Origin of the sequence: Pseudomonas sp. B21-047 (genome assembly GCF_024748775.1) — a bacterium.
Classification (GTDB): domain Bacteria; phylum Pseudomonadota; class Gammaproteobacteria; order Pseudomonadales; family Pseudomonadaceae; genus Aquipseudomonas; species Aquipseudomonas capeferrum.
The window spans coordinates 704497-722399 of sequence record NZ_CP087169.1; the positions used below are offsets into that span (position 1 = coordinate 704497).

Consider the following 17903-nt stretch of genomic DNA (forward strand, 5'->3'; position numbering starts at 1 on the left):
ACGCCGCGGCTTCAGGCCAGGGCGCAACCGGTGTGGTCGACTTCGATGAACGAGCGGCCGGCGCTGATGATTTCGGCCAGGTCGTCCTCGTCGCGCATCTGCGCCTGGGGCTTGCCGCGCAACAGGTAGTAGTCCTTGAGCACCTGGTGGTCGCCCGGGCGGATCAGCTCTTCGCCGGTCGGGCCCTGGAAGCGCATGCCCTGCAAGGCGGCACTGACGCTGGCGCCGTCCAGGCTGCCGGCTTTGGTAATGGCATCGAGCATCACCTTGGTGCCGATGTAGTCGGCCGCCAACGGGTAGTTGGGGTTGATGCCGTAGGCCTTGCGGGTGGCGGCGACCAGCTGTTTGTTGAGTGGCGTGTCGACCTGGTGCCAGTACTGCGCGCCCAGGTACACACCTTCGAGCACGTCGCTGCCCAGCTCCTGGAACTGGTCGAGCCCGGCCGACCACACCAGCAGCACCTTCATGCGGTCCTTGATGCCAAAGTTCACCGCCTGGCGCAGCGCGTTGGACGACTGGCTGCCAAAGTTCAGCAGCACCAGCACGTCGGGTTTGGCGGCGATGGCGTTGGTCAGGTAACCGGAAAACTCCTGCTCTTGCAGCGAGTGGTAGCTGTTGCCGATGTGCTCCACGCCCAACTCGGCGAACACCTTGCGGGCGTTTTCCAGCAACGCATCACCGAACACGTATTGCGGGGTGATGGTGTACCAGCGCTTGGCCTGCGGCAGTTGACGGATCATCGGCACCAGCGTTTCGCGGATGGCGCCATAGGTGGGTACCGACCAGCGGAAGGTCGACGCGTTGCAGTCCTTGCCGGTGATTTCGTCGGCGCCGACCGGCGTCATGAACACGCCGCCGGCCTTGTGGATTTCCTTCGATACTGCCAACGCCGAGGACGACAGCGTGCAGCCCTGGAAAAAGCGCGCGCCATCCTGGCCGATGGCTTCCTGTACCTTGCGCACCGCCTTGCCGGCGTTGCCTTCGGTGTCGATGACTTTGTACTTGAGCGGGCGCCCGAGTAGCTGCGGGTACTCGGCGATGGCCAGGCGCGACCCCATGTCGGCGTACTTGCCGTAACTGGCGAAGGGGCCAGACATGGACTTGAGCCCGTAGAAGGTCAGCGGTTCGTCGGCGAATGCCCGGTGCGCTCCCAACGGGAGGCTACCTAGGGCACCCAGGGCAAGGCCTGCCTTGAGCAGGGTACGTCTTTGCATGAGTAACTCCTTGGTTGTGGTTATTAGGCAGGAGTGGCAATGACAAAGCGGGTGCGGCCGGGCCTGTGCGCAGGCCTCTGTCCAGGCGGGTCAGTGGTGGTGGTCGAACTCCAGCAGGAAGTTGCGGGCAACCTCGCCTTCCAGCGCGGTCATGTGGTGCTCGGCGTCGCACATGTGTTCGTGCATCAGCCGGCGTACAGCGGGTTCGTCGCTGGCGCGCAGGGCCAGCAACAGTTGCTTGTGGTAGCCGATGTTGGCCGCAGCAAACTGCTGGCGCTTGGGCAGGTAGGCCTTTTTCAGCACCACCAGGTCGCGCAGCAGGTCGTTGAGGAACACCGCCATGAAGCGCAGCAGCGGGTTGGGGCAGCGATGCGCCAGCAAGGTGTGGAATTCCAGTTCGGCCAGGCGTTGCTCGCGCTGGCCCTCTTCGCTGTCTTCCGGGGTGCTGCAAAAATCGATGTTGGCTTGCAGCGCGGCGTAGTCGGCTTCGCTCAGCTGGCCCATGACCGACACGGCCAGCTCCACCTCGATGACCTTGCGCAACTGGTACACCTGCTCGCCATCCAGGTGCTGGAAGTGCAGGTGGTTACGCAGGGCGCGGCTGGCCGGCTCGGTGCCGACCTCGTTGAGGTAGGCGCCGCCGCTGGGGCCGGTGCGGGTGCTGACCAGGCCCTCGACTTCCAGGGCCTTGAGCGCTTCGCGGGCAGTGCCTTTGGAACACTCGAAATGCTCCATCAGCTCGCGCTCGGTGGGCAACCGGTCGCCGGGGTGCAGGGCTTCGGTGACGATCGAGCGCTTGACCGATTCGACGATGACGTCGGACAGCTTCTGGCGCTTGCGTTTGGGTTTGAGCATTTCGCTATTTTTCATATTTATGCGGATAAATAGGATTTAGCGAATTTTGCCCGGGTGGGTCAATGCTGGCGGAGGGGGAGGGGTCGTAAATGGTGCGAAAGGGTCGGGGAGGGATATGTGCGGGTAGTGCATACCCTGTAGAGGCAGGTGAACCCGCCCCCACAAGGTTTTGGGGTCAGTCTTGCCGGCCAGGGCCCTGTTGCAGGTGAGCCTGGCTGCAATACCACTCTTTGCCCTGCTGCAGCGCCCGGTCATTGGGCAGGTGCACGCCGCAATGGGCGCAGCGCACCATCTTCAGCGGGTCGTCGAGTTTGTGCTCCGGTTGCGATTGCTGGCTGATCTTGAACTTGCGCCACAGCCAGAACGCGGCGGCGATCAGGGCGATCCAGAAAAGTAGGCGAACCATGGTGTCCAGCTTGTCGAATGAAGAAGGCCACAGTCTAGGACGCAGCCAATAAAAAAGGGAGGCCTCAGGCCTCCCTTTCTACGTTTCGACACACTCAGTCAAACAGACCAAAGGTCATGTAGCTGAACCACGAACGGTCCTGTTCGGCTTCTTTCGGGCCTTCCGGCAGGATCACGTCGCCGTTTTCGTCCTTCGGCAGCAGCTCTTGCGGCATCTCGGCGCGAGCATCCTGGAACTGCTTGACCACGTCCTGGTTGGCGCGGGTTTCGCCCGGCGGCAGCGGGGTGTCGGTCTCGATCAGGCCCAGGGTTGCCTTGGACAACCAGCCACGGCCGTCAGACTCGGTCTGCTTGGGCTGGAACTCACCGTCAGCCAGGCTCGGGTGGTCGGGGTAGTTGAGCTTGAGGGTTTCCAGGCTGGTAGCGGCCAGTTCGTCCAGGTGCATCTTCTGGTAGGCCTCGACCATGATCGCGAGGCCGTCGCCGACCGACGGCGTTTCCTGGAAGTTCTCGACCACGTAGCGGCCACGGTTGGCGGCGGCCACATAAGCCTGGCGGCCCAGGTAGTAGTCGGCCACGTGGATCTCGTAGGAAGCCAGCAGGTTGCGCAGGTAGATCATGCGCTGCTTGGCGTCTGGCGCGTAGCGGCTGTTGGGGAAGCGGCTGGTCAGCTGGGCGAACTCGTTGTACGAGTCGCGCGCGGCGCCCGGGTCACGCTTGGTCATGTCCAGCGGCAGGAAGCGCGCCAGCAGGCCGCGGTCCTGGTCGAACGAGGTCAGGCCCTTGAGGTAGTAGGCGTAGTCGACGTTCGGGTGCTGCGGGTGCAGGCGGATGAAACGCTCGGCGGCGGACTTGGCGGCCTCCGGCTCGGTGTTCTTGTAGTTGGCGTAGATCAGCTCGAGCTGCGCCTGGTCGGCATAACGGCCGAACGGGTAACGCGACTCCAGGGCCTTGAGCTTGTTCACCGCGCTGGTGTAGCTGGAATTATCCAGGTCAGCCTGGGCCTGCTGGTACAGCTCGGCTTCGCTGAGGTTCTCGTCAATGACTTCCTTGTTAGAGGAACAGGCCGCGGTAAGCCCGAGGATGGCGATCAGCAGCAGGTGTTTCACTTGCATGGCGGCTTGCGTCCCTTTGACGGCCGCTGTCTTGGGCGGTGCCGTCCTGTTATGATGAGCGCCCCGGCCAACCCCGGGACAAAAGAAGCCGTATTTAACCACAAGCTCGCAGCCGAAACCAAAGGCTGTGCGCCCGCCGAATCGAGCATGTCCGAGATCATTCAACTTAGCGCAGAGGTACCGTCCGATCTGGGCGGTCAACGCCTCGACCAGGTCGCCGCCCAATTGTTCGCCGAGTACTCGCGTTCGCGGCTTACTACGTGGATCAAAGAGGGCCGCCTGACGGTCGATGGCGCCGTCGTGCGCCCTCGAGACACCGTCTATGGTGGCTCTGTGCTTGTTCTGGAGGCCGAACAAGAGGCCCAGGGCGAGTGGATCGCAGAAGACATCGAGCTGGACATCGTCTACGAAGACGACCACATCATGGTGATCAACAAGCCTGCCGGGCTGGTTGTGCACCCGGCCGCCGGCCATGCCAGCGGTACCCTGCTCAATGCCTTGCTGCACCACGTGCCAGACATCATCAACGTACCACGCGCCGGTATCGTGCACCGCCTGGACAAGGACACCACCGGTCTGATGGTGGTGGCCAAGACCCTGCAAGCGCAGACCCGCCTGGTCGAGCAGATGCAAAGCCGCAAGGTCAGCCGCATCTATGAGTGCATCGTGATTGGTGTGGTGACCGCCGGCGGCAAGATCGACGCCCCGATCGGTCGCCATGGCGGTATGCGCCAGCGCATGGCGGTAACCGACGGCGGCAAGCCGGCGGTCAGCCACTACCGTGTGCTCAAGCGCTTCCGTTCGCACACCCACGTGCGGGTCAAGCTGGAAACCGGCCGTACCCACCAGATCCGTGTGCACATGGCCCACGTTGGCTTCCCGCTGGTCGGCGACCAGACGTACGGTGGGCGCTTCCGCATTCCGCCGGCTGCCAGCCCAACCATGGTCGAGGCGGTCAAGACCTTCCCGCGCCAGGCGCTGCATGCGCGTTTCCTGGCATTGGCCCACCCGATTACCGGTGAAGTCATGAAGTGGGAATCGCCCTTGCCGGATGACTTCCTCTGGTTGCTGACGCTGCTGAACGAAGACCGCGAGAGCTTTATCGGATGAGTGGTCTGACGCAGGCGCTGCTATTGCCCGACTGGCCGGCCCCGGCCTCGGTTCGCGCTTGTGTCACCACGCGTCAGGGCGGCGTCAGCCTGCCGCCCTTTGACACCTTCAACCTGGGTGATCACGTCGGTGATGACCCTGCCGCCGTCGCCGAAAACCGCCGCCGCCTGAGCGATGCGTTCGCCATCCAGCCTGCCTGGCTCAAGCAAGTGCATGGCCTGGCTGTGGCGGATGCCGACCCGGCCGTGGTGGCCGAGGCCGACGCCAGCTGGACTGACCAGCCTGGCATCGCCTGCACCGTGATGACTGCCGATTGCCTGCCTGCGCTGTTCTGCGACCGTGCAGGCACCCGTGTGGCAGCGGCCCATGCCGGCTGGCGCGGGTTGGCGGGCGGGGTGCTGGAAGCGACCCTCGACCGTTTGGCCGTGCCGGCTGAAGACGTGCTGGTGTGGCTGGGCCCGGCGATTGGCCCGCAGGCGTTCGAAGTGGGCCTGGAAGTGCGTGATGCCTTTACCGCGGTGCACCCGGAGGCAGCGGCTGCCTTTGTTGCGGGTGCGCGGCCGGGCAAGCTGATGGCCGACATCTATGCGCTGGCGCGTATTCGCCTGGCGGCGCGCGGGGTGACGGCTGTGTATGGCGGTGGCTTGTGCACGGTCAGCGATCAGCGGTTCTTCTCGTATCGCCGTACCCCGCAAGGTGGGCGGTTTGCCTCACTGGTCTGGTTAGCCCCCCGCTGACTGCTCCGGCCACGCTGCTAATCCATCAGGTTGATATAGGTCAACCCCGCTACGCTTGAAACTTCCAGAATAAGCCTTATCTATAAGGTCATCTCAGGCAGGTTTCTTCATTAAAGGCGCTGTCCATCGCTCCGACCTGCCCTTACAGGAAGGTATCCCCATGCGAATAGACCGTTTAACCAGCAAGCTTCAATTAGCAATATCCGATGCCCAGTCCCTGGCGGTTGGCATGGACCACCCTGCCATCGAGCCCCTGCACCTGGTGCAGGCGCTGATTGAACAGCAGGGCGGGTCGATCAAGCCGCTGCTGATGCAAGTCGGCTTCGACATCAACAGCCTGCGCCAGGCGCTGGTGAAAGAACTCGACCAACTGCCGAAAATCCAGAACCCGACGGGCGACGTGAACATGTCGCAGGACCTGGCGCGCCTGCTCAACCAGGCCGACCGCCTGGCCCAGCAGAAGGGCGACCAGTTCATCTCCAGCGAGCTGGTGCTGCTCGCCGCCATGGACGAGAACAGCAAGCTTGGCAAGCTGCTGCTGAGCCAGGGCGTGACCAAAAAAGCCTTGGAAAACGCCATCAACAACCTGCGTGGCGGCGCGGCAGTCAACGACGCCAACGCCGAAGAGTCGCGCCAGGCCCTGGACAAGTACACCGTCGACCTGACCAAGCGTGCCGAAGAAGGCAAGCTTGACCCGGTGATCGGCCGTGACGACGAAATCCGCCGTACCGTGCAGGTGCTGCAACGCCGTACCAAGAACAACCCGGTGCTGATCGGTGAGCCTGGCGTGGGTAAAACCGCCATCGCCGAAGGCCTGGCCCAGCGCATCATCAATGGTGAAGTACCCGATGGCCTCAAGGGCAAGCGCCTGCTGGCGCTGGACATGGGGGCACTGATCGCCGGCGCCAAGTACCGCGGCGAGTTCGAAGAGCGCCTGAAGTCGCTGCTTAACGAGCTGTCCAAGCAGGAAGGCCAGATCATCCTGTTCATCGACGAACTGCACACCATGGTCGGCGCCGGTAAAGGCGAGGGCGCCATGGACGCGGGCAACATGCTCAAGCCGGCCCTGGCCCGTGGCGAGCTGCACTGCGTAGGCGCCACCACGCTCAACGAGTACCGCCAGTTCATCGAGAAGGACGCGGCCCTGGAGCGGCGCTTCCAGAAAGTGCTGGTGGAAGAGCCAAGCGAAGAAGACACCATCGCCATCCTGCGTGGCCTGAAAGAACGCTATGAAGTGCACCACAAGGTGGCCATCACCGACGGCGCAATCATTGCTGCGGCCAAGCTCAGCCACCGCTACATCACCGACCGTCAGTTGCCTGACAAGGCCATCGACCTGATCGACGAAGCGGCCAGCCGCATCCGCATGGAGATCGACTCCAAGCCGGAAGTGCTCGACCGCCTGGACCGTCGCCTGATTCAGCTGAAGGTCGAGTCCCAGGCGCTGAAGAAGGAAGAAGACGAAGCCGCGAAGAAGCGCTTGGAAAAGCTCCACGAGGAAATCGAGCGGCTGGAGCGTGAATATTCCGACCTGGAAGAGATCTGGGCGTCCGAGAAAGCCGAAGTGCAAGGCTCGGCGCAGATCCAGCAGAAGATCGAGCAGGCTCGCCAAGAGCTCGAAGCCGCCCGTCGTAAAGGCGACCTGAGCCGCATGGCCGAGCTGCAGTACGGGGTGATCCCGGACCTGGAGCGCAGCCTGCAGATGGTCGACCAGCACGGCAAGTCGGAAAACCAGCTGCTGCGCAACAAGGTCACCGAGGAAGAGATTGCCGAAGTGGTGTCCAAGTGGACCGGCATCCCGGTTGCCAAGATGCTCGAAGGCGAGCGCGAGAAACTGTTGAAGATGGAAGACCTGCTGCACCAGCGCGTGATCGGCCAGCACGAAGCCGTGACTGCCGTGGCCAACGCCGTGCGCCGTTCCCGCGCCGGGTTGTCCGACCCGAACCGGCCCAGTGGTTCGTTCCTGTTCCTCGGCCCGACCGGTGTGGGCAAGACCGAGCTGTGCAAGGCGCTGGCCGAGTTCCTGTTCGACACCGAAGAGGCCATGGTGCGCATCGATATGTCCGAGTTCATGGAGAAGCACTCCGTGGCTCGCCTGATCGGTGCACCACCCGGCTATGTAGGGTACGAAGAGGGCGGTTACCTGACCGAAGCGGTGCGGCGCAAGCCCTACTCGGTGGTGCTGCTGGACGAGGTGGAGAAGGCACACCCGGACGTGTTCAACGTGTTGCTGCAGGTGCTTGAAGATGGCCGCCTGACCGACAGCCACGGCCGTACGGTGGACTTCCGCAACACCGTGATCGTGATGACCTCCAACCTGGGCTCGGCGCAGATCCAGGAGCTGGTGGGTGATCGCGAAGCACAGCGTGCGGCGGTGATGGATGCGGTGGGTGCGCACTTCCGTCCGGAGTTCATCAACCGGATCGACGAAGTGGTCGTGTTCGAGCCCCTGGGCCGCGAGCAGATCGCCGGCATCACCGAGATCCAGTTGGGCCGCCTGCGTAGCCGCCTGCTGGAGCGTGAGCTGTCGCTCAGCCTGAGCCCTGAGGCGTTGGACAAGCTGATCGCAGTCGGTTACGACCCGGTGTATGGCGCACGGCCACTGAAGCGTGCGATCCAGCGCTGGATCGAAAACCCACTGGCGCAGTTGATCCTTTCTGGCAAATTCTTGCCAGGTACAGCGATTACTGCGCGGGTGGAAGGCGAAGAAATCGTGTTTGCCTGATCCCGCTGGCGAAAAAAAAAGCCCCGCACATGCGGGGCTTTTTTATGGCTAAGGGTTTTCTACAGCGTGCCGCAGCCCCTGTGGGGGCGGGTTTGCCCGTGTATAGGCCGGCCTGGACCCCGTAAAACCGGGGGCTTCCAACTTTTTTTGATAACTTGCTGAAAATTTTGAAAAATTTGCTTGCATCAAAAATCGAGTGCACCTAATATACGCCCCGCTGTCAGGCACTAAGCGAATCACCAGCAACATCGGTGTTAGCAAAACAACTTACAAATCAGTAAGTTGAATGAAAAAAAGGGGTTGACAAGCAAAACGAAGAATGTAGAATAGCCGGCCTCAGCAGCGACAACGCGAAAGCGGATAGCCAAAGAGATCGAAGCTAACACAGACTTCGAAGCAGTAAAGATGTACCGAAGTTCAGTTCCGCGATAGCTCAGTCGGTAGAGCAAATGACTGTTAATCATTGGGTCCCTGGTTCGAGTCCAGGTCGCGGAGCCAATCTCGGGGTGTAGCGCAGTCCGGTAGCGCGCCTGCTTTGGGAGCAGGATGTCAGGAGTTCGAATCCCCTCACCCCGACCATTTTCAGGGTCGTTAGCTCAGTTGGTAGAGCAGTTGGCTTTTAACCAATTGGTCGTAGGTTCGAATCCTACACGACCCACCATGTAAAGAGGGCATCTCGACAGAGATGCCCTTTTTCTTTTGCCTCGAATTCTACAAGGGCCGCTCCGGCATCTGTTGTAGGAGCGGCCTTGCCGGGGCGCCGGACCGGTCGGAAAGGGGCGCAAAGCGCCCCCAGCATTCTGTCAGTGCAGCTTCAACCGCGGCTCAGTACCGCGCCCAATCTTGCTACCCAGCATCATCATCGCCGTGCGGAAGAACCCGTACAGCGCCATCTGGTGCATGCGGTACAACGACACATAAAACATCCGCGCCAGCCAGCCTTCCAGCTTCACGCTCCCCATCAAGTTGCCCATCAGGTTACCCACCGCCGAGAAGCGCGACAGCGATACCAGCGACCCGTAGTCCTTGTACGCATACGTTGGCAGCGCCTTGTTCTCCAGCCGTGCCTTCAGGCTTTGCGCCAGCATCGAAGCCTGCTGGTGTGCAGCCTGTGCCCGTGGCGGCACGTTGCGGTCGGTACCCGGTTGCGGGCACGCGGCGCAGTCACCAAAGGCGAAGATGTTGTCGTCGCGGGTGGTCTGCAGGGTAGGGCGCACCACCAGCTGATTGATGCGGTTGGTTTCCAGGCCATCGATGTCCTTGAGGAAGCCCGGTGCACGAATACCAGCCGCCCACACCTTGAGGCTGGCCTGGATCACTTCGCCGTCCTTGGTTTTCAGCCCATCCTCGGTCACTTCGCTGACCGCCGCATTGGTCATCACCTTCACCCCGAGTTTTTCCAGGGTCTTGTGCACTGGCACGCTGATGCGCTCAGGCAGCGCAGGCAATACCCGCGGGCCAGCCTCGATCAGGGTGATGTGCATGTCCTTGGGCTGGATGCGATCCAGGCCATAGGCGGCCAGTTCGTGGGCGGCGTGGTGCAGCTCGGCGGCCAGCTCCACACCGGTAGCACCGGCGCCGACGATGGCCACGCTGATCTGTTCGCTGGCCACGTCACCGGCGTGGGCACGCAGGTAGTGGTTGAGCAGTTGCTGGTGGAAGCGCTCGGCCTGCTTGCGGGTGTCCAGGAACAGGCAATGCTGCGCCGCGCCCAGGGTGCCGAAGTCGTTGGTGTTGCTGCCCACGGCAATCACCAGGGTGTCGTAGCTCAACGTGCGCGCAGGCACCAGCTCGCGGCCCTCTTCGTCGAGGGTGGCGGCCAGTTGGATCTGCTTGCCTTCACGGTCCAGGCCGCTCATACGCCCCAGCTGGAAGTTGAAGTGGTTCCACTTGGCCTGGGCCACGTAGTTCAGTTCATCTTCCGAGGAGTTCAGCGAGCCAGCTGCCACTTCGTGCAGCAGTGGCTTCCAGATGTGCGTCAGGTTGGCGTCGACCAGGGTGATGTCGGCTTGCTTGCGCTTGCCCAGGCTTTTACCCAGGCGGGTCGCCAGTTCCAGGCCGCCGGCGCCGCCGCCGACAATCACGATGCGATGAGTCATGGGGATATCTCATAAGGTTTACGGAATTCTTGGCCCTGGGGGCCGGCCGCAAACTGCATGAGGAGAGGGCGAGCGCAAGGCAGCTCATAGCACCAGTCCACTCAACAGGCGGCTAATGAGGCCCAGACCAATGGTCACGGCCACCACCAGCACCAGGAGCAGCCATGGCCGGAAGGGCCTGCGCTCGACTTGGTGCTGGGGGGCTCGTAGATACTCATCGACACGACGCTGATCTTCCGGGTTCAGTCGGCTGGTCATGGTGGGCCTCGTCAGATAGACGTATGTGACTGCACAAACGCTACAGCGTTCGTGCAAGCGCTTGGAACAAATGATAATGCGTTCTATCGCTGGCGCCGAGTGTACGCCATCGCAAAGAGTCGCTGCACTGGATCAAAGACTGATGCCCACATCGAAGACAATGCTGCGCCCCAGGTTGCCGCGTAAAAAGTCTGGCGCATCGGGGTGGGCGAACAACACCCGGGCGAAAGTCGGCCCGACCAGCGACAACGAGCGCCAACCTTGGCGCAGGTATTCGGTAGGGGGCGGGAAGTGGGTGTTGAGGTCGAGCACTTCGCGCTTGAGGCTGGCGAAGGCGATGATGTCCAGCTCGTTCAGCTCCAGCCCGCGTTCGCGGTAGTTGTGCGCTTTTTTGCGCAAGGTCGGCGCCAGGCGCCCGAGCAGTTCCGTAGCGCTGATCCGCCGCGGGCGTGCTTCGCGGCGCACCAGTTGCGCCAGGGAAAACGCACTGCGCCGGCGCTGCAGCTCTTCGCGCCACTCATCGTTCAGGCGGCGGCCCTCGTCCAGCACGAAGAACACCTCGAATGCCGCATCGCGGAACAGCACATCCGGCGGCTCCTGGCCGGCCGGGGTGAAGTCTTCGCTGCGGTAGGGGATGTTCAACCCTTGCAGCAGGCGTTGGCATACCCAACGCTCACGCTCCCATTTGCGTGCATTGGACAGAAACGCATTGGCTTGTTCGGCCTGGATGGTAAGCAGGCGCAGGTAGTCTGAGTCATCCATGCAGACAAGCTTAGACGCTAATCGATGACGGTAAGATGCTGTTTGTGCGTAGAAATCAGCTCAACACCGGCCATTGCTGAACAACCCCCAGCAAGTGCACCAGGCCAAACCCCAGGCAGACCAGCGAGCTGACCACGATAATGGCCAGGTGCAACAGGCCGATCACAGCGTTGAGCAGCGCTGTCAGCAGCAGTGCGAGGTTGGTTCCTTCCGGCATTTTGAATGCGTCCTGCATCGCGGGGAGGCGCCAGCCTACCGCAGCCGGATGAACGGGAGAATGGGTGTAGACTCACTTTATCCACAAGGCTGAAAGGGGTATTTACCAGGTGATCAGTGCACAGGTGTTGTCAGACACCAGCCTCACGCTGGGCTGGCTGGGTTACGTGCCGCTGTTGCTCTGGGCGGCCAGCCGCGCCCGCTGGGTAGAGCTGTTCACCGACCGGCGCCGCCAGCACCTTCTGTTTGGTACGGTGTTCTGCCTGTTTGCCCTGTGGTTGGTCAGGCGCGACTTTGATACGGGCGTGTCGTATCACTTCATCGGCATGACGGCCGTCACCTTGTTGCTGGACTGGCCGCTGGCGGTGCTGGGCGGCTTTCTTGCGCAGTTGGGGTTGCTGGCGCTGGGGCGTCAGGACCTGGCGGCGCTGGGCGTCAACGGCCTGCTGTTGATTGGCCTGCCGGTACTGATTACCGAACTGTGCGCCATGGCGGTCGAACGTGCGCAACCGCGAAACCTGTTTGTGTATATCTTTTGTTCAGGGTTTTTTCCGGCAGCGTTGACGGTGCTGGTGTGTGTGTTGGCCGGGTTGGGGATTTTGTGGCTGGACGGGCGCTTTGCCATGCCGGAGTGGCTGAGTGACTTTGTCGGCTACCTGTGGCTGATGATGTTCCCCGAGGCGTTCATCAACGGCATGGTGATCAGTGCTTTGGTGGTGTTTTGCCCGGAGTGGCTGGAAACGTTCAACCGCACGCGGTACCTGCAGGCGCCGTGGAAAGAAGACGAACATTGACCGGCCCCGTCCCGCTGCACGACCCCTGTAGGAGCGGCCTTGCGTCGCGAAAGGGCCGCGCAGCGGCCCCCGGTTTCAGCGCCACCACAAATATTGCCGGGGCCGCTGCGCAGCCCTTTCGCGACGCAAGGCCGCTCCTACAGAGGCCAATACAGATGGCCAATACAGAGGCTTAGTGCCGCGGCTCCAGGTCCCCCGAATACAGCTCATCCTCGGACTCTTCCGACCCCGCGATCTTGTGTTCTTCCGCCGCCCAGGCCCCCAGGTCGATCAGCTTGCAGCGATCAGAGCAAAACGGCCGGCACGTGCTTTTCTCGTTCCATTCCACAGGTGCGCCACAGGTAGGGCAGTCGACGGTCAATGGCTGGCTCATGGCTGGCCTCCTCGTAAAGTCAGGTAAAAATGATGCAGACGGTCGATCTGCTCGTGCAACGCGGCAAGGTCGCGGTCATTGACCACCACATCGTCGGCATGGCGCAGCCGCTCTTCGCGGGCCAGCTGCGCATTGAGAATGGCCTGCACCTGCTCCGGGCTGGTGTTGTCCCGCTGCAGCGTACGTTCCACCTGCAACGCCTGCGGCGCATCGATCACCAGCACGCGCTGGGTCTTGCGATACTGGCCAGACTCGATCAGCAAGGGTGACACATACACGGCATAAGGCGATTCGGCCTTGGCCAGGTAGCTGAAAATCTCCTGCCCGATCAGCGGGTGCAGCAACGCCTCCAGCCACTGGCGCTGCGCCGGGTCGGCGAAAATCAGCTGGCGCAAGGCCGCGCGGTCGAGTTGGCCATCGTCCAGCAGCACGCCAGGGCCGAAGCGCTCGACAATGCTGGCCAGCGCCGGTCGCCCAGGCTCGACCACCCAGCGCGCCGCCTGGTCGGCATCGACCAGGTGCACGCCAAGCTCGACGAAGCGCTCGGCGGCGGCACTCTTGCCGCTGCCGATTCCGCCGGTCAGGCCCAGAATCCAAGGGGTGAAAGCTGCAGTGGTCATCAGAATCCAAGCAGTTGCATGTAAGAGGCGTATATTTCATCACCCCAGAGCACGGCAATCCACCCCGCAATTGCCAGATAGGGCCCAAATGGCATGGCCGTACCCATGGAATGCTTGCGCACCCGCAGCAGGTACACCCCAACCAGCGCCCCAAGCACCGACGACAGCAACAAGGTCAGCGGCAGTACCTGCCAGCCACCCCAGGCGCCGAGCAGCGCCAACAGCTTGAAGTCGCCATAGCCCATGCCTTCCTTGCCGGTAACCAGCTTGAACAGCCAGTACACCGTCCACAGGCTGAGGTACCCGACCACCGCGCCGCATAAGGCATCGGGCAAGGGCACCCATACCCCGAAGTAATTGACGATCAGCCCAAGCCACAGCCCCGGCAGCACGATGGCATCGGGCAGCAGTTGCTGGTCATGGTCGATCAAGCTCAGGGCCAGCAAGCTCCAGGTCAGCGGCAGCAGCACCAGTGCCTCGACGCTGGCCCCGTAGCGCCAGGCCACCACCATCGACAGCAGCGCACAACCCACCTCGACCAACGGGTAACGCACGCTGATGCGCTGTTTGCAGGCCGAGCAGCGCCCACGCAACGCCAGGTAGCTGAGCACCGGGATGTTTTCCCACGCCCGTATCCGGTGCCCGCATTGTGTGCACTGCGAGGCCGGCAGGCACAGGTCGAAACGCTCGTGCTCGGTCACCGGCAGCCCCAGCACTTCGTGTGCCTCACGCTGCCATTGGCGCTCCAGCATGATCGGCAGGCGGTACACCACAACGTTGAGAAAACTGCCCACCAACAGGCCGAGCACGGTCGCCAGGGTGATGAAGTAAACCGGCTCCATCGCCAGGAAGGTCCATAAAGTCATGTTCAGATCAAGCTACCCAGCTGGAAGATCGGCAGGTACATCGCCACCACCAGGCCGCCAACCAGCAGGCCCAGGACCAGCACGATGGCCGGCTCCAGCAGGCTGGTCAACTGGTCCAGCGCCTGGCTGACCTGTTCCTCGTAGTGGCTGGCGGCTTTTTCCAGCATCTGGTCCAGCGTGCCACTGGACTCACCGATGGCCACCAGCTGCACCAGCAGCGGCGGGAACAGCGGTTCGGCCGCCATCGCCTGGTTCAGCCCCTGCCCATTGGCCATGCCTTGGCGCAAGCGCTGGATCGCCTGTTGATGCAGCTCGCCACCACTGGCCTTGGCCACCGTCCCCAAGGCATCCAGCAGCGGCACCCCAGCGGCATAAGACGTTGCCAGGCTGCGCGCAAAACGCGCCAGCGCCGCCTGCCCCAGCAGCTTGCCGAACACCGGCAGGCCCAGCACCCGCTGAGTTATCCACAAGCGCGCCGGCCTGTGCTTGCGGTAAAGCTCGCGCGCAGCCACCGCCAACAGCACCGCACTTACCAGCAACACCGGTGCATGACGCCCCAGCCCTGTGGACAAGTCGATCACCCACTGGGTAAAGGCCGGCAGTGCCGCATCAAACCCCGCGAACAGGCTCTGAAACTGCGGGATCACCTCCAGTAACAAAACCGCCGAAACGCCCAACCCGGTCAGCAACAACAGCAGCGGGTAGATCATCGCCTTGCGCAACTTCTTGTGCAGGGCCAAGCGCTGTTCCAGCATGCCCGCCAACTGCTCCAGCTGCCGGTCGAGCGTGCCGGACTGCTCACCCACTCGCACCAGGTTGCAGTACAACGTATCGAACCACCCCGGGTGGCGCTGCAACGCATCCGCCAGCCCCAGCCCCGACGCCACATCCTGTTTCAATCGAACCAGCAACGCCGCCTGCGCCGCATCACAGCCACTGCGCCCCATCACCTCGAACGCCTGCAGCAGCGGCACCCCGGCTTTAAGCAAAGTCGCCAGCTGCCGGCTAAAACCCGCCGGGTCGGTTTTCTCCCGCCGCTTCGGCCAACGCCACGCCCGCCCGCCAGCAGGCCGCAAACGCGCCACCAGAATGCCCTGGCGCAGCAACCCGGCGCGCACATAAGCCGGGCTGCGCCCAGCCATTTGCCCACTGACGGCCAGGCCATCAGCGTTGGTGCCCTGCCAGGCGTAAAGACGTATCGAAGGGTTCATGCAAAGGTCCTTTTTTGCCCGCACGACAAGCCTCGAAACAGCTTGCCGCGTCCATGAGAGGGCGTGCTTCCCTGATGCTCACTAGAGTAGTTCAGCGAAGATGACGCCCAGGCGGGCAGGGGTGACAAAAGGTGTCTGTTCAGGCCTACTGCGCCGCTGCCGGCCTGGGGCCGAGAGTGACCCCAATGTGTATGCGTATCAAACAAGGAAAACGTTCATGAAAGGGCAACGCGGTATCACCCTGATCGAACTGATGATCGTCGTCGCGATCATCGGCATTCTGGCGACCATCGCCATACCGATGTACACCAACCACCAGTCCCGCACCAAGGCCGCAGCCGGGTTGCTGGAGATTTCGGCGCTGAAGACAGCCATGGACCTGCGCTTGAACGAAGGCAAGGATGTGGCAGATGTAGGTGCGCTGGGTGGGCAACCGGCGACAGCGCATTGCGCGATTACCGCCAGCGGCAACGCAGCTGCCGGCACCGGGAGCATTGTGTGCACACTGGTGGATGCACCGGCCACCGTGGTTGGCAAAGCCCTGACCCTGACCCGCTCGGCTACTGGGTGGGGCTGCACCACCAACATCGAGGAAGACCTCGCGCCGAGTGGTTGCAAAGGGGCTTGAGGGCAGGGCAATAAACGAGGGGAAACAGGGGTTTGCGTAACGGGTGCGGCAGTGGTACGTTGCGCTACACGCCGGTGTAGCTCAGTCGGTAGAGCAGCGCACTCGTAACGCGAAGGTCGCAGGTTCGATTCCTGTCTCCGGCACCATATCCAGCTCCACTGCATTCCGCTGAATGCTTTGGAAGCCCTCTAAACCGGCCTTGTGGCCGGTTTTTTGTTTCCACGACCCTCCGTCGGGAACCAACTAGATCCCCAATAACCGGGGGTATTTTTGGGGTACAGCGTCTTTCCTGAATGGAGAACGTACCCCTATGCCACGGCTAGCCACTCCGCTCAGCGACCTCAAATGCCGCACGGCCAAACCGCGTGATCGTGCTTACAAACTGTTCGACGGCGGGGGTATGTACTTGTACGTCGCGCCCAGTGGCTCGAAGACTTGGCGGCTGCGGTATTTCAAACCCAGCGGCAAGGAAGGCACGCTGATTATCGGTAAGTACCCAATCGTTTCGTTGGCCGTCGCGAGGACCAAGCGTGATGAGGCCAAGGCTTTGTTGCTCGACAACCTTGATCCGATGGAAGAAAAGCAGAAGGCCAAGATCGCAGCCCAGCGGGCGAGCCTTCTCTTTGAAACCGTTGCCCTGGAGTGGCACGTCGAAATGTCCCGGCGCTGGACCGAGGGCCACGCCAACACGGTGCTGAGCAGGTTGCGCACCCATGTGTTTCCACTGATTGGTCAGCGGCCTATCGCTGAACTCGACACCCACGATCTGCTTGAGGTCACTCAGCGGATCAAGGATCGCGGCACCATGGATGTAGCGCTGCGTGTGCAGAACTATCTATCCACGATCATGCGGGGTGCGAAGCGGGCGCGACAGATCACTCAGAATCCGGCGCTAGATCTGGCGGGCTCGATTCAAGCGCCACGTACCGTGCACCGTCCTGCGCTCTCGCTGAACCGCCTTCCTGAACTGTTGGATCGGATCGACAACTACACCGGTCGCGAGCTGACCCGGCTCGCAGTGCTGCTGACGCTGCATGTGTTCGTGCGCTCCAGCGAACTGCGCTTTGCGCGGTGGGATGAGTTCGACCTGCAACGTGCGATGTGGGAGATCCCCGATACTCGTAAGCCGATTGAGGGTGTCCGCTATTCCACGCGCGGGACCAAGATGAGTGGGGACATTCAGATAGTGCCGCTGTCGCCTCAAGTCATCGAAATCCTTGAGCGGCTACGCAGCTTGAATCGTTTCTCTGAACTCGTGTTGCCCGGTGATCACAGGTACTGGAAACCCTTGTCGGAGAATACGGTTAACCAGGTGCTGCGCAATATGGGATACGACACCACCAAGGACGTGTGTGGGCATGGTTTCAGGACCATGGCTTGTAGTGCCCTGCTCGAATCAGGGCTGTGGACGGACGCGGCGATTGAGCGGCAGATGAGCCATCAGGAGCGCAACCGCGTTCGCGCCGCTTACATCCACAAAGCCCAATTTCTGGAGCAGCGTCGGTTGATCATGGCGTGGTGGAGTAACTATATCGATGCCAACAGATCGGGCCATGTCACTCCGCATGAGTTTGCCCATCCGGTAGGCGACAACGTCACCGCCTTGCCAAATGGTCATGGCGCATTCAATCGTGGGTGAGCCTGCAAGATCGGCGCTGGCTGCTCTTTCACGCGGGTCCATCCAAACAGGGCTGCAAAGCCGCCCTGTTTGGATGGACCTCACTTTGAAGAGCTAAAAGCCAAGACGTTGTCCGGGATTTACCACGGAATTCCACCAATGGATAACCGCTTTTCACGTCCCCAAGAGCGCCGAATGTAGGCCCTTGACCGGGTTTATCCACAGGCGTAGAACTGGCCGTGCAAGCGCTGTCGATGACAGCACCCCAGGTGGCCTGAACCTTAAAGGTCACGCCGC

Annotated in this window: 18 protein-coding genes and 4 tRNA genes; 10 read left to right on the forward strand and 12 right to left on the reverse strand. The window is 62.1% G+C overall.

The annotated features are described in order from the left end of the window. Positions 1-11: 11 nt before the first annotated feature. The 4 genes from LOY26_RS03210 to LOY26_RS03225 form a co-directional block, all read right to left on the reverse strand. Positions 12-1214: an ABC transporter substrate-binding protein gene (locus LOY26_RS03210; RefSeq protein ID WP_186660611.1), complete on the reverse strand. Its 1203-nt coding sequence runs from the start codon at positions 1212-1214 to the stop codon at positions 12-14. 90 nt (positions 1215-1304) lie between these two features. Beyond that, a complete protein-coding gene (locus LOY26_RS03215; protein ID WP_186660609.1) occupies positions 1305-2069 on the reverse strand; it encodes a FadR/GntR family transcriptional regulator in 765 nt (254 codons plus the stop codon). A 175-nt stretch (positions 2070-2244) separates the two neighbouring features. Further along, entirely contained in the window at positions 2245-2475 is a 231-nt protein-coding gene (locus tag LOY26_RS03220; protein ID WP_186660607.1) for a PP0621 family protein, read from the reverse strand. Between the two features lie 94 nt (positions 2476-2569). Next, on the reverse strand, positions 2570-3589 hold the full coding sequence (locus LOY26_RS03225; RefSeq protein ID WP_033701439.1) for an outer membrane protein assembly factor BamD: 1020 nt from the start codon (positions 3587-3589) through the stop codon (positions 2570-2572). A 147-nt stretch (positions 3590-3736) separates the two neighbouring features. Between LOY26_RS03225 and rluD the strand changes: the two genes are divergently transcribed. The 6 genes from rluD to LOY26_RS03255 all read left to right on the forward strand — a co-directional run bounded on the left by rluD (position 3737) and on the right by LOY26_RS03255 (position 8822). Continuing rightward, a complete protein-coding gene (gene rluD, locus LOY26_RS03230) occupies positions 3737-4699 on the forward strand; it encodes a 23S rRNA pseudouridine(1911/1915/1917) synthase RluD (protein ID WP_033701534.1) in 963 nt (320 codons plus the stop codon). After that, positions 4696-5436 carry a peptidoglycan editing factor PgeF gene (pgeF, locus tag LOY26_RS03235; protein WP_186660604.1) on the forward strand — a complete coding sequence of 247 codons (741 nt, stop codon included), beginning with the start codon at positions 4696-4698 and terminating at the stop codon, positions 5434-5436. Before rluD ends, pgeF begins: the two co-directional genes overlap by 4 nt. Positions 5437-5596: 160 nt before the next feature. Then, on the forward strand, positions 5597-8161 hold the full coding sequence (gene clpB / locus LOY26_RS03240; protein ID WP_033701436.1) for an ATP-dependent chaperone ClpB: 2565 nt from the start codon (positions 5597-5599) through the stop codon (positions 8159-8161). Positions 8162-8583: 422 nt separating this feature from the next. Beyond that, a tRNA-Asn gene (locus LOY26_RS03245) sits at positions 8584-8659 on the forward strand. 4 nt (positions 8660-8663) lie between these two features. Beyond that, a tRNA-Pro gene (locus LOY26_RS03250) sits at positions 8664-8740 on the forward strand. Positions 8741-8746: 6 nt separating this feature from the next. Then, positions 8747-8822, forward strand: a tRNA-Lys gene (locus tag LOY26_RS03255). Between the two features lie 142 nt (positions 8823-8964). On the opposite strand, the gene LOY26_RS03260 is transcribed toward LOY26_RS03255, so the two are convergent. The 4 genes from LOY26_RS03260 to LOY26_RS03275 all read right to left on the reverse strand — a co-directional run bounded on the left by LOY26_RS03260 (position 8965) and on the right by LOY26_RS03275 (position 11497). Continuing rightward, positions 8965-10260, reverse strand: coding sequence for an NAD(P)/FAD-dependent oxidoreductase (locus tag LOY26_RS03260; protein ID WP_033701435.1), 1296 nt, complete (start codon positions 10258-10260; stop codon positions 8965-8967). A gap of 84 nt (positions 10261-10344) precedes the next feature. Continuing rightward, positions 10345-10518 (reverse strand): DUF3094 family protein, encoded by a 174-nt coding sequence (locus LOY26_RS03265; RefSeq protein ID WP_013970765.1) that lies wholly within the window; start codon positions 10516-10518, stop codon positions 10345-10347. Between the two features lie 132 nt (positions 10519-10650). Further along, the gene (locus LOY26_RS03270) at positions 10651-11280 is read right to left on the reverse strand and encodes a DUF1780 domain-containing protein (RefSeq protein ID WP_013970766.1); all 630 of its coding nucleotides are present in this window, start codon (positions 11278-11280) and stop codon (positions 10651-10653) included. A gap of 55 nt (positions 11281-11335) precedes the next feature. Next, entirely contained in the window at positions 11336-11497 is a 162-nt protein-coding gene (locus LOY26_RS03275) for a hypothetical protein (protein ID WP_258714385.1), read from the reverse strand. A gap of 109 nt (positions 11498-11606) precedes the next feature. Between LOY26_RS03275 and LOY26_RS03280 the strand changes: the two genes are divergently transcribed. Continuing rightward, positions 11607-12290, forward strand: coding sequence for an energy-coupling factor ABC transporter permease (locus LOY26_RS03280; RefSeq protein WP_258714386.1), 684 nt, complete (start codon positions 11607-11609; stop codon positions 12288-12290). Positions 12291-12462: 172 nt separating this feature from the next. Here LOY26_RS03280 and yacG read toward each other — a convergent pair whose 3' ends face one another. The 4 genes from yacG to LOY26_RS03300 are packed head-to-tail and all read right to left on the reverse strand — an operon-like array spanning position 12463 to position 15360. Next, on the reverse strand, positions 12463-12663 hold the full coding sequence (gene yacG / locus LOY26_RS03285) for a DNA gyrase inhibitor YacG (protein ID WP_047582821.1): 201 nt from the start codon (positions 12661-12663) through the stop codon (positions 12463-12465). Next, positions 12660-13283, reverse strand: coding sequence for a dephospho-CoA kinase (gene coaE / locus LOY26_RS03290; protein WP_047582819.1), 624 nt, complete (start codon positions 13281-13283; stop codon positions 12660-12662). The genes yacG and coaE overlap by 4 nt, the downstream gene beginning before the upstream one ends. Next, positions 13283-14149, reverse strand: a complete 867-nt coding sequence (locus LOY26_RS03295) for an A24 family peptidase (protein ID WP_258714387.1) — start codon at positions 14147-14149, stop codon at positions 13283-13285. The genes coaE and LOY26_RS03295 overlap by 1 nt, the downstream gene beginning before the upstream one ends. 2 nt (positions 14150-14151) lie before the next feature. Next, entirely contained in the window at positions 14152-15360 is a 1209-nt protein-coding gene (locus tag LOY26_RS03300; protein ID WP_186665983.1) for a type II secretion system F family protein, read from the reverse strand. Positions 15361-15577: 217 nt separating this feature from the next. On the opposite strand from LOY26_RS03300, the gene LOY26_RS03305 reads away from it, so the two are divergent. From LOY26_RS03305 to LOY26_RS03315, 3 genes are all read left to right on the forward strand, one after another. Further along, a complete protein-coding gene (locus LOY26_RS03305; protein ID WP_033701422.1) occupies positions 15578-15988 on the forward strand; it encodes a pilin in 411 nt (136 codons plus the stop codon). Positions 15989-16058: 70 nt separating this feature from the next. Beyond that, positions 16059-16134, forward strand: a tRNA-Thr gene (locus LOY26_RS03310). Positions 16135-16298: 164 nt separating this feature from the next. After that, on the forward strand, positions 16299-17627 hold the full coding sequence (locus LOY26_RS03315; protein WP_258714388.1) for a phage integrase central domain-containing protein: 1329 nt from the start codon (positions 16299-16301) through the stop codon (positions 17625-17627). Positions 17628-17903 lie beyond the last annotated feature (276 nt).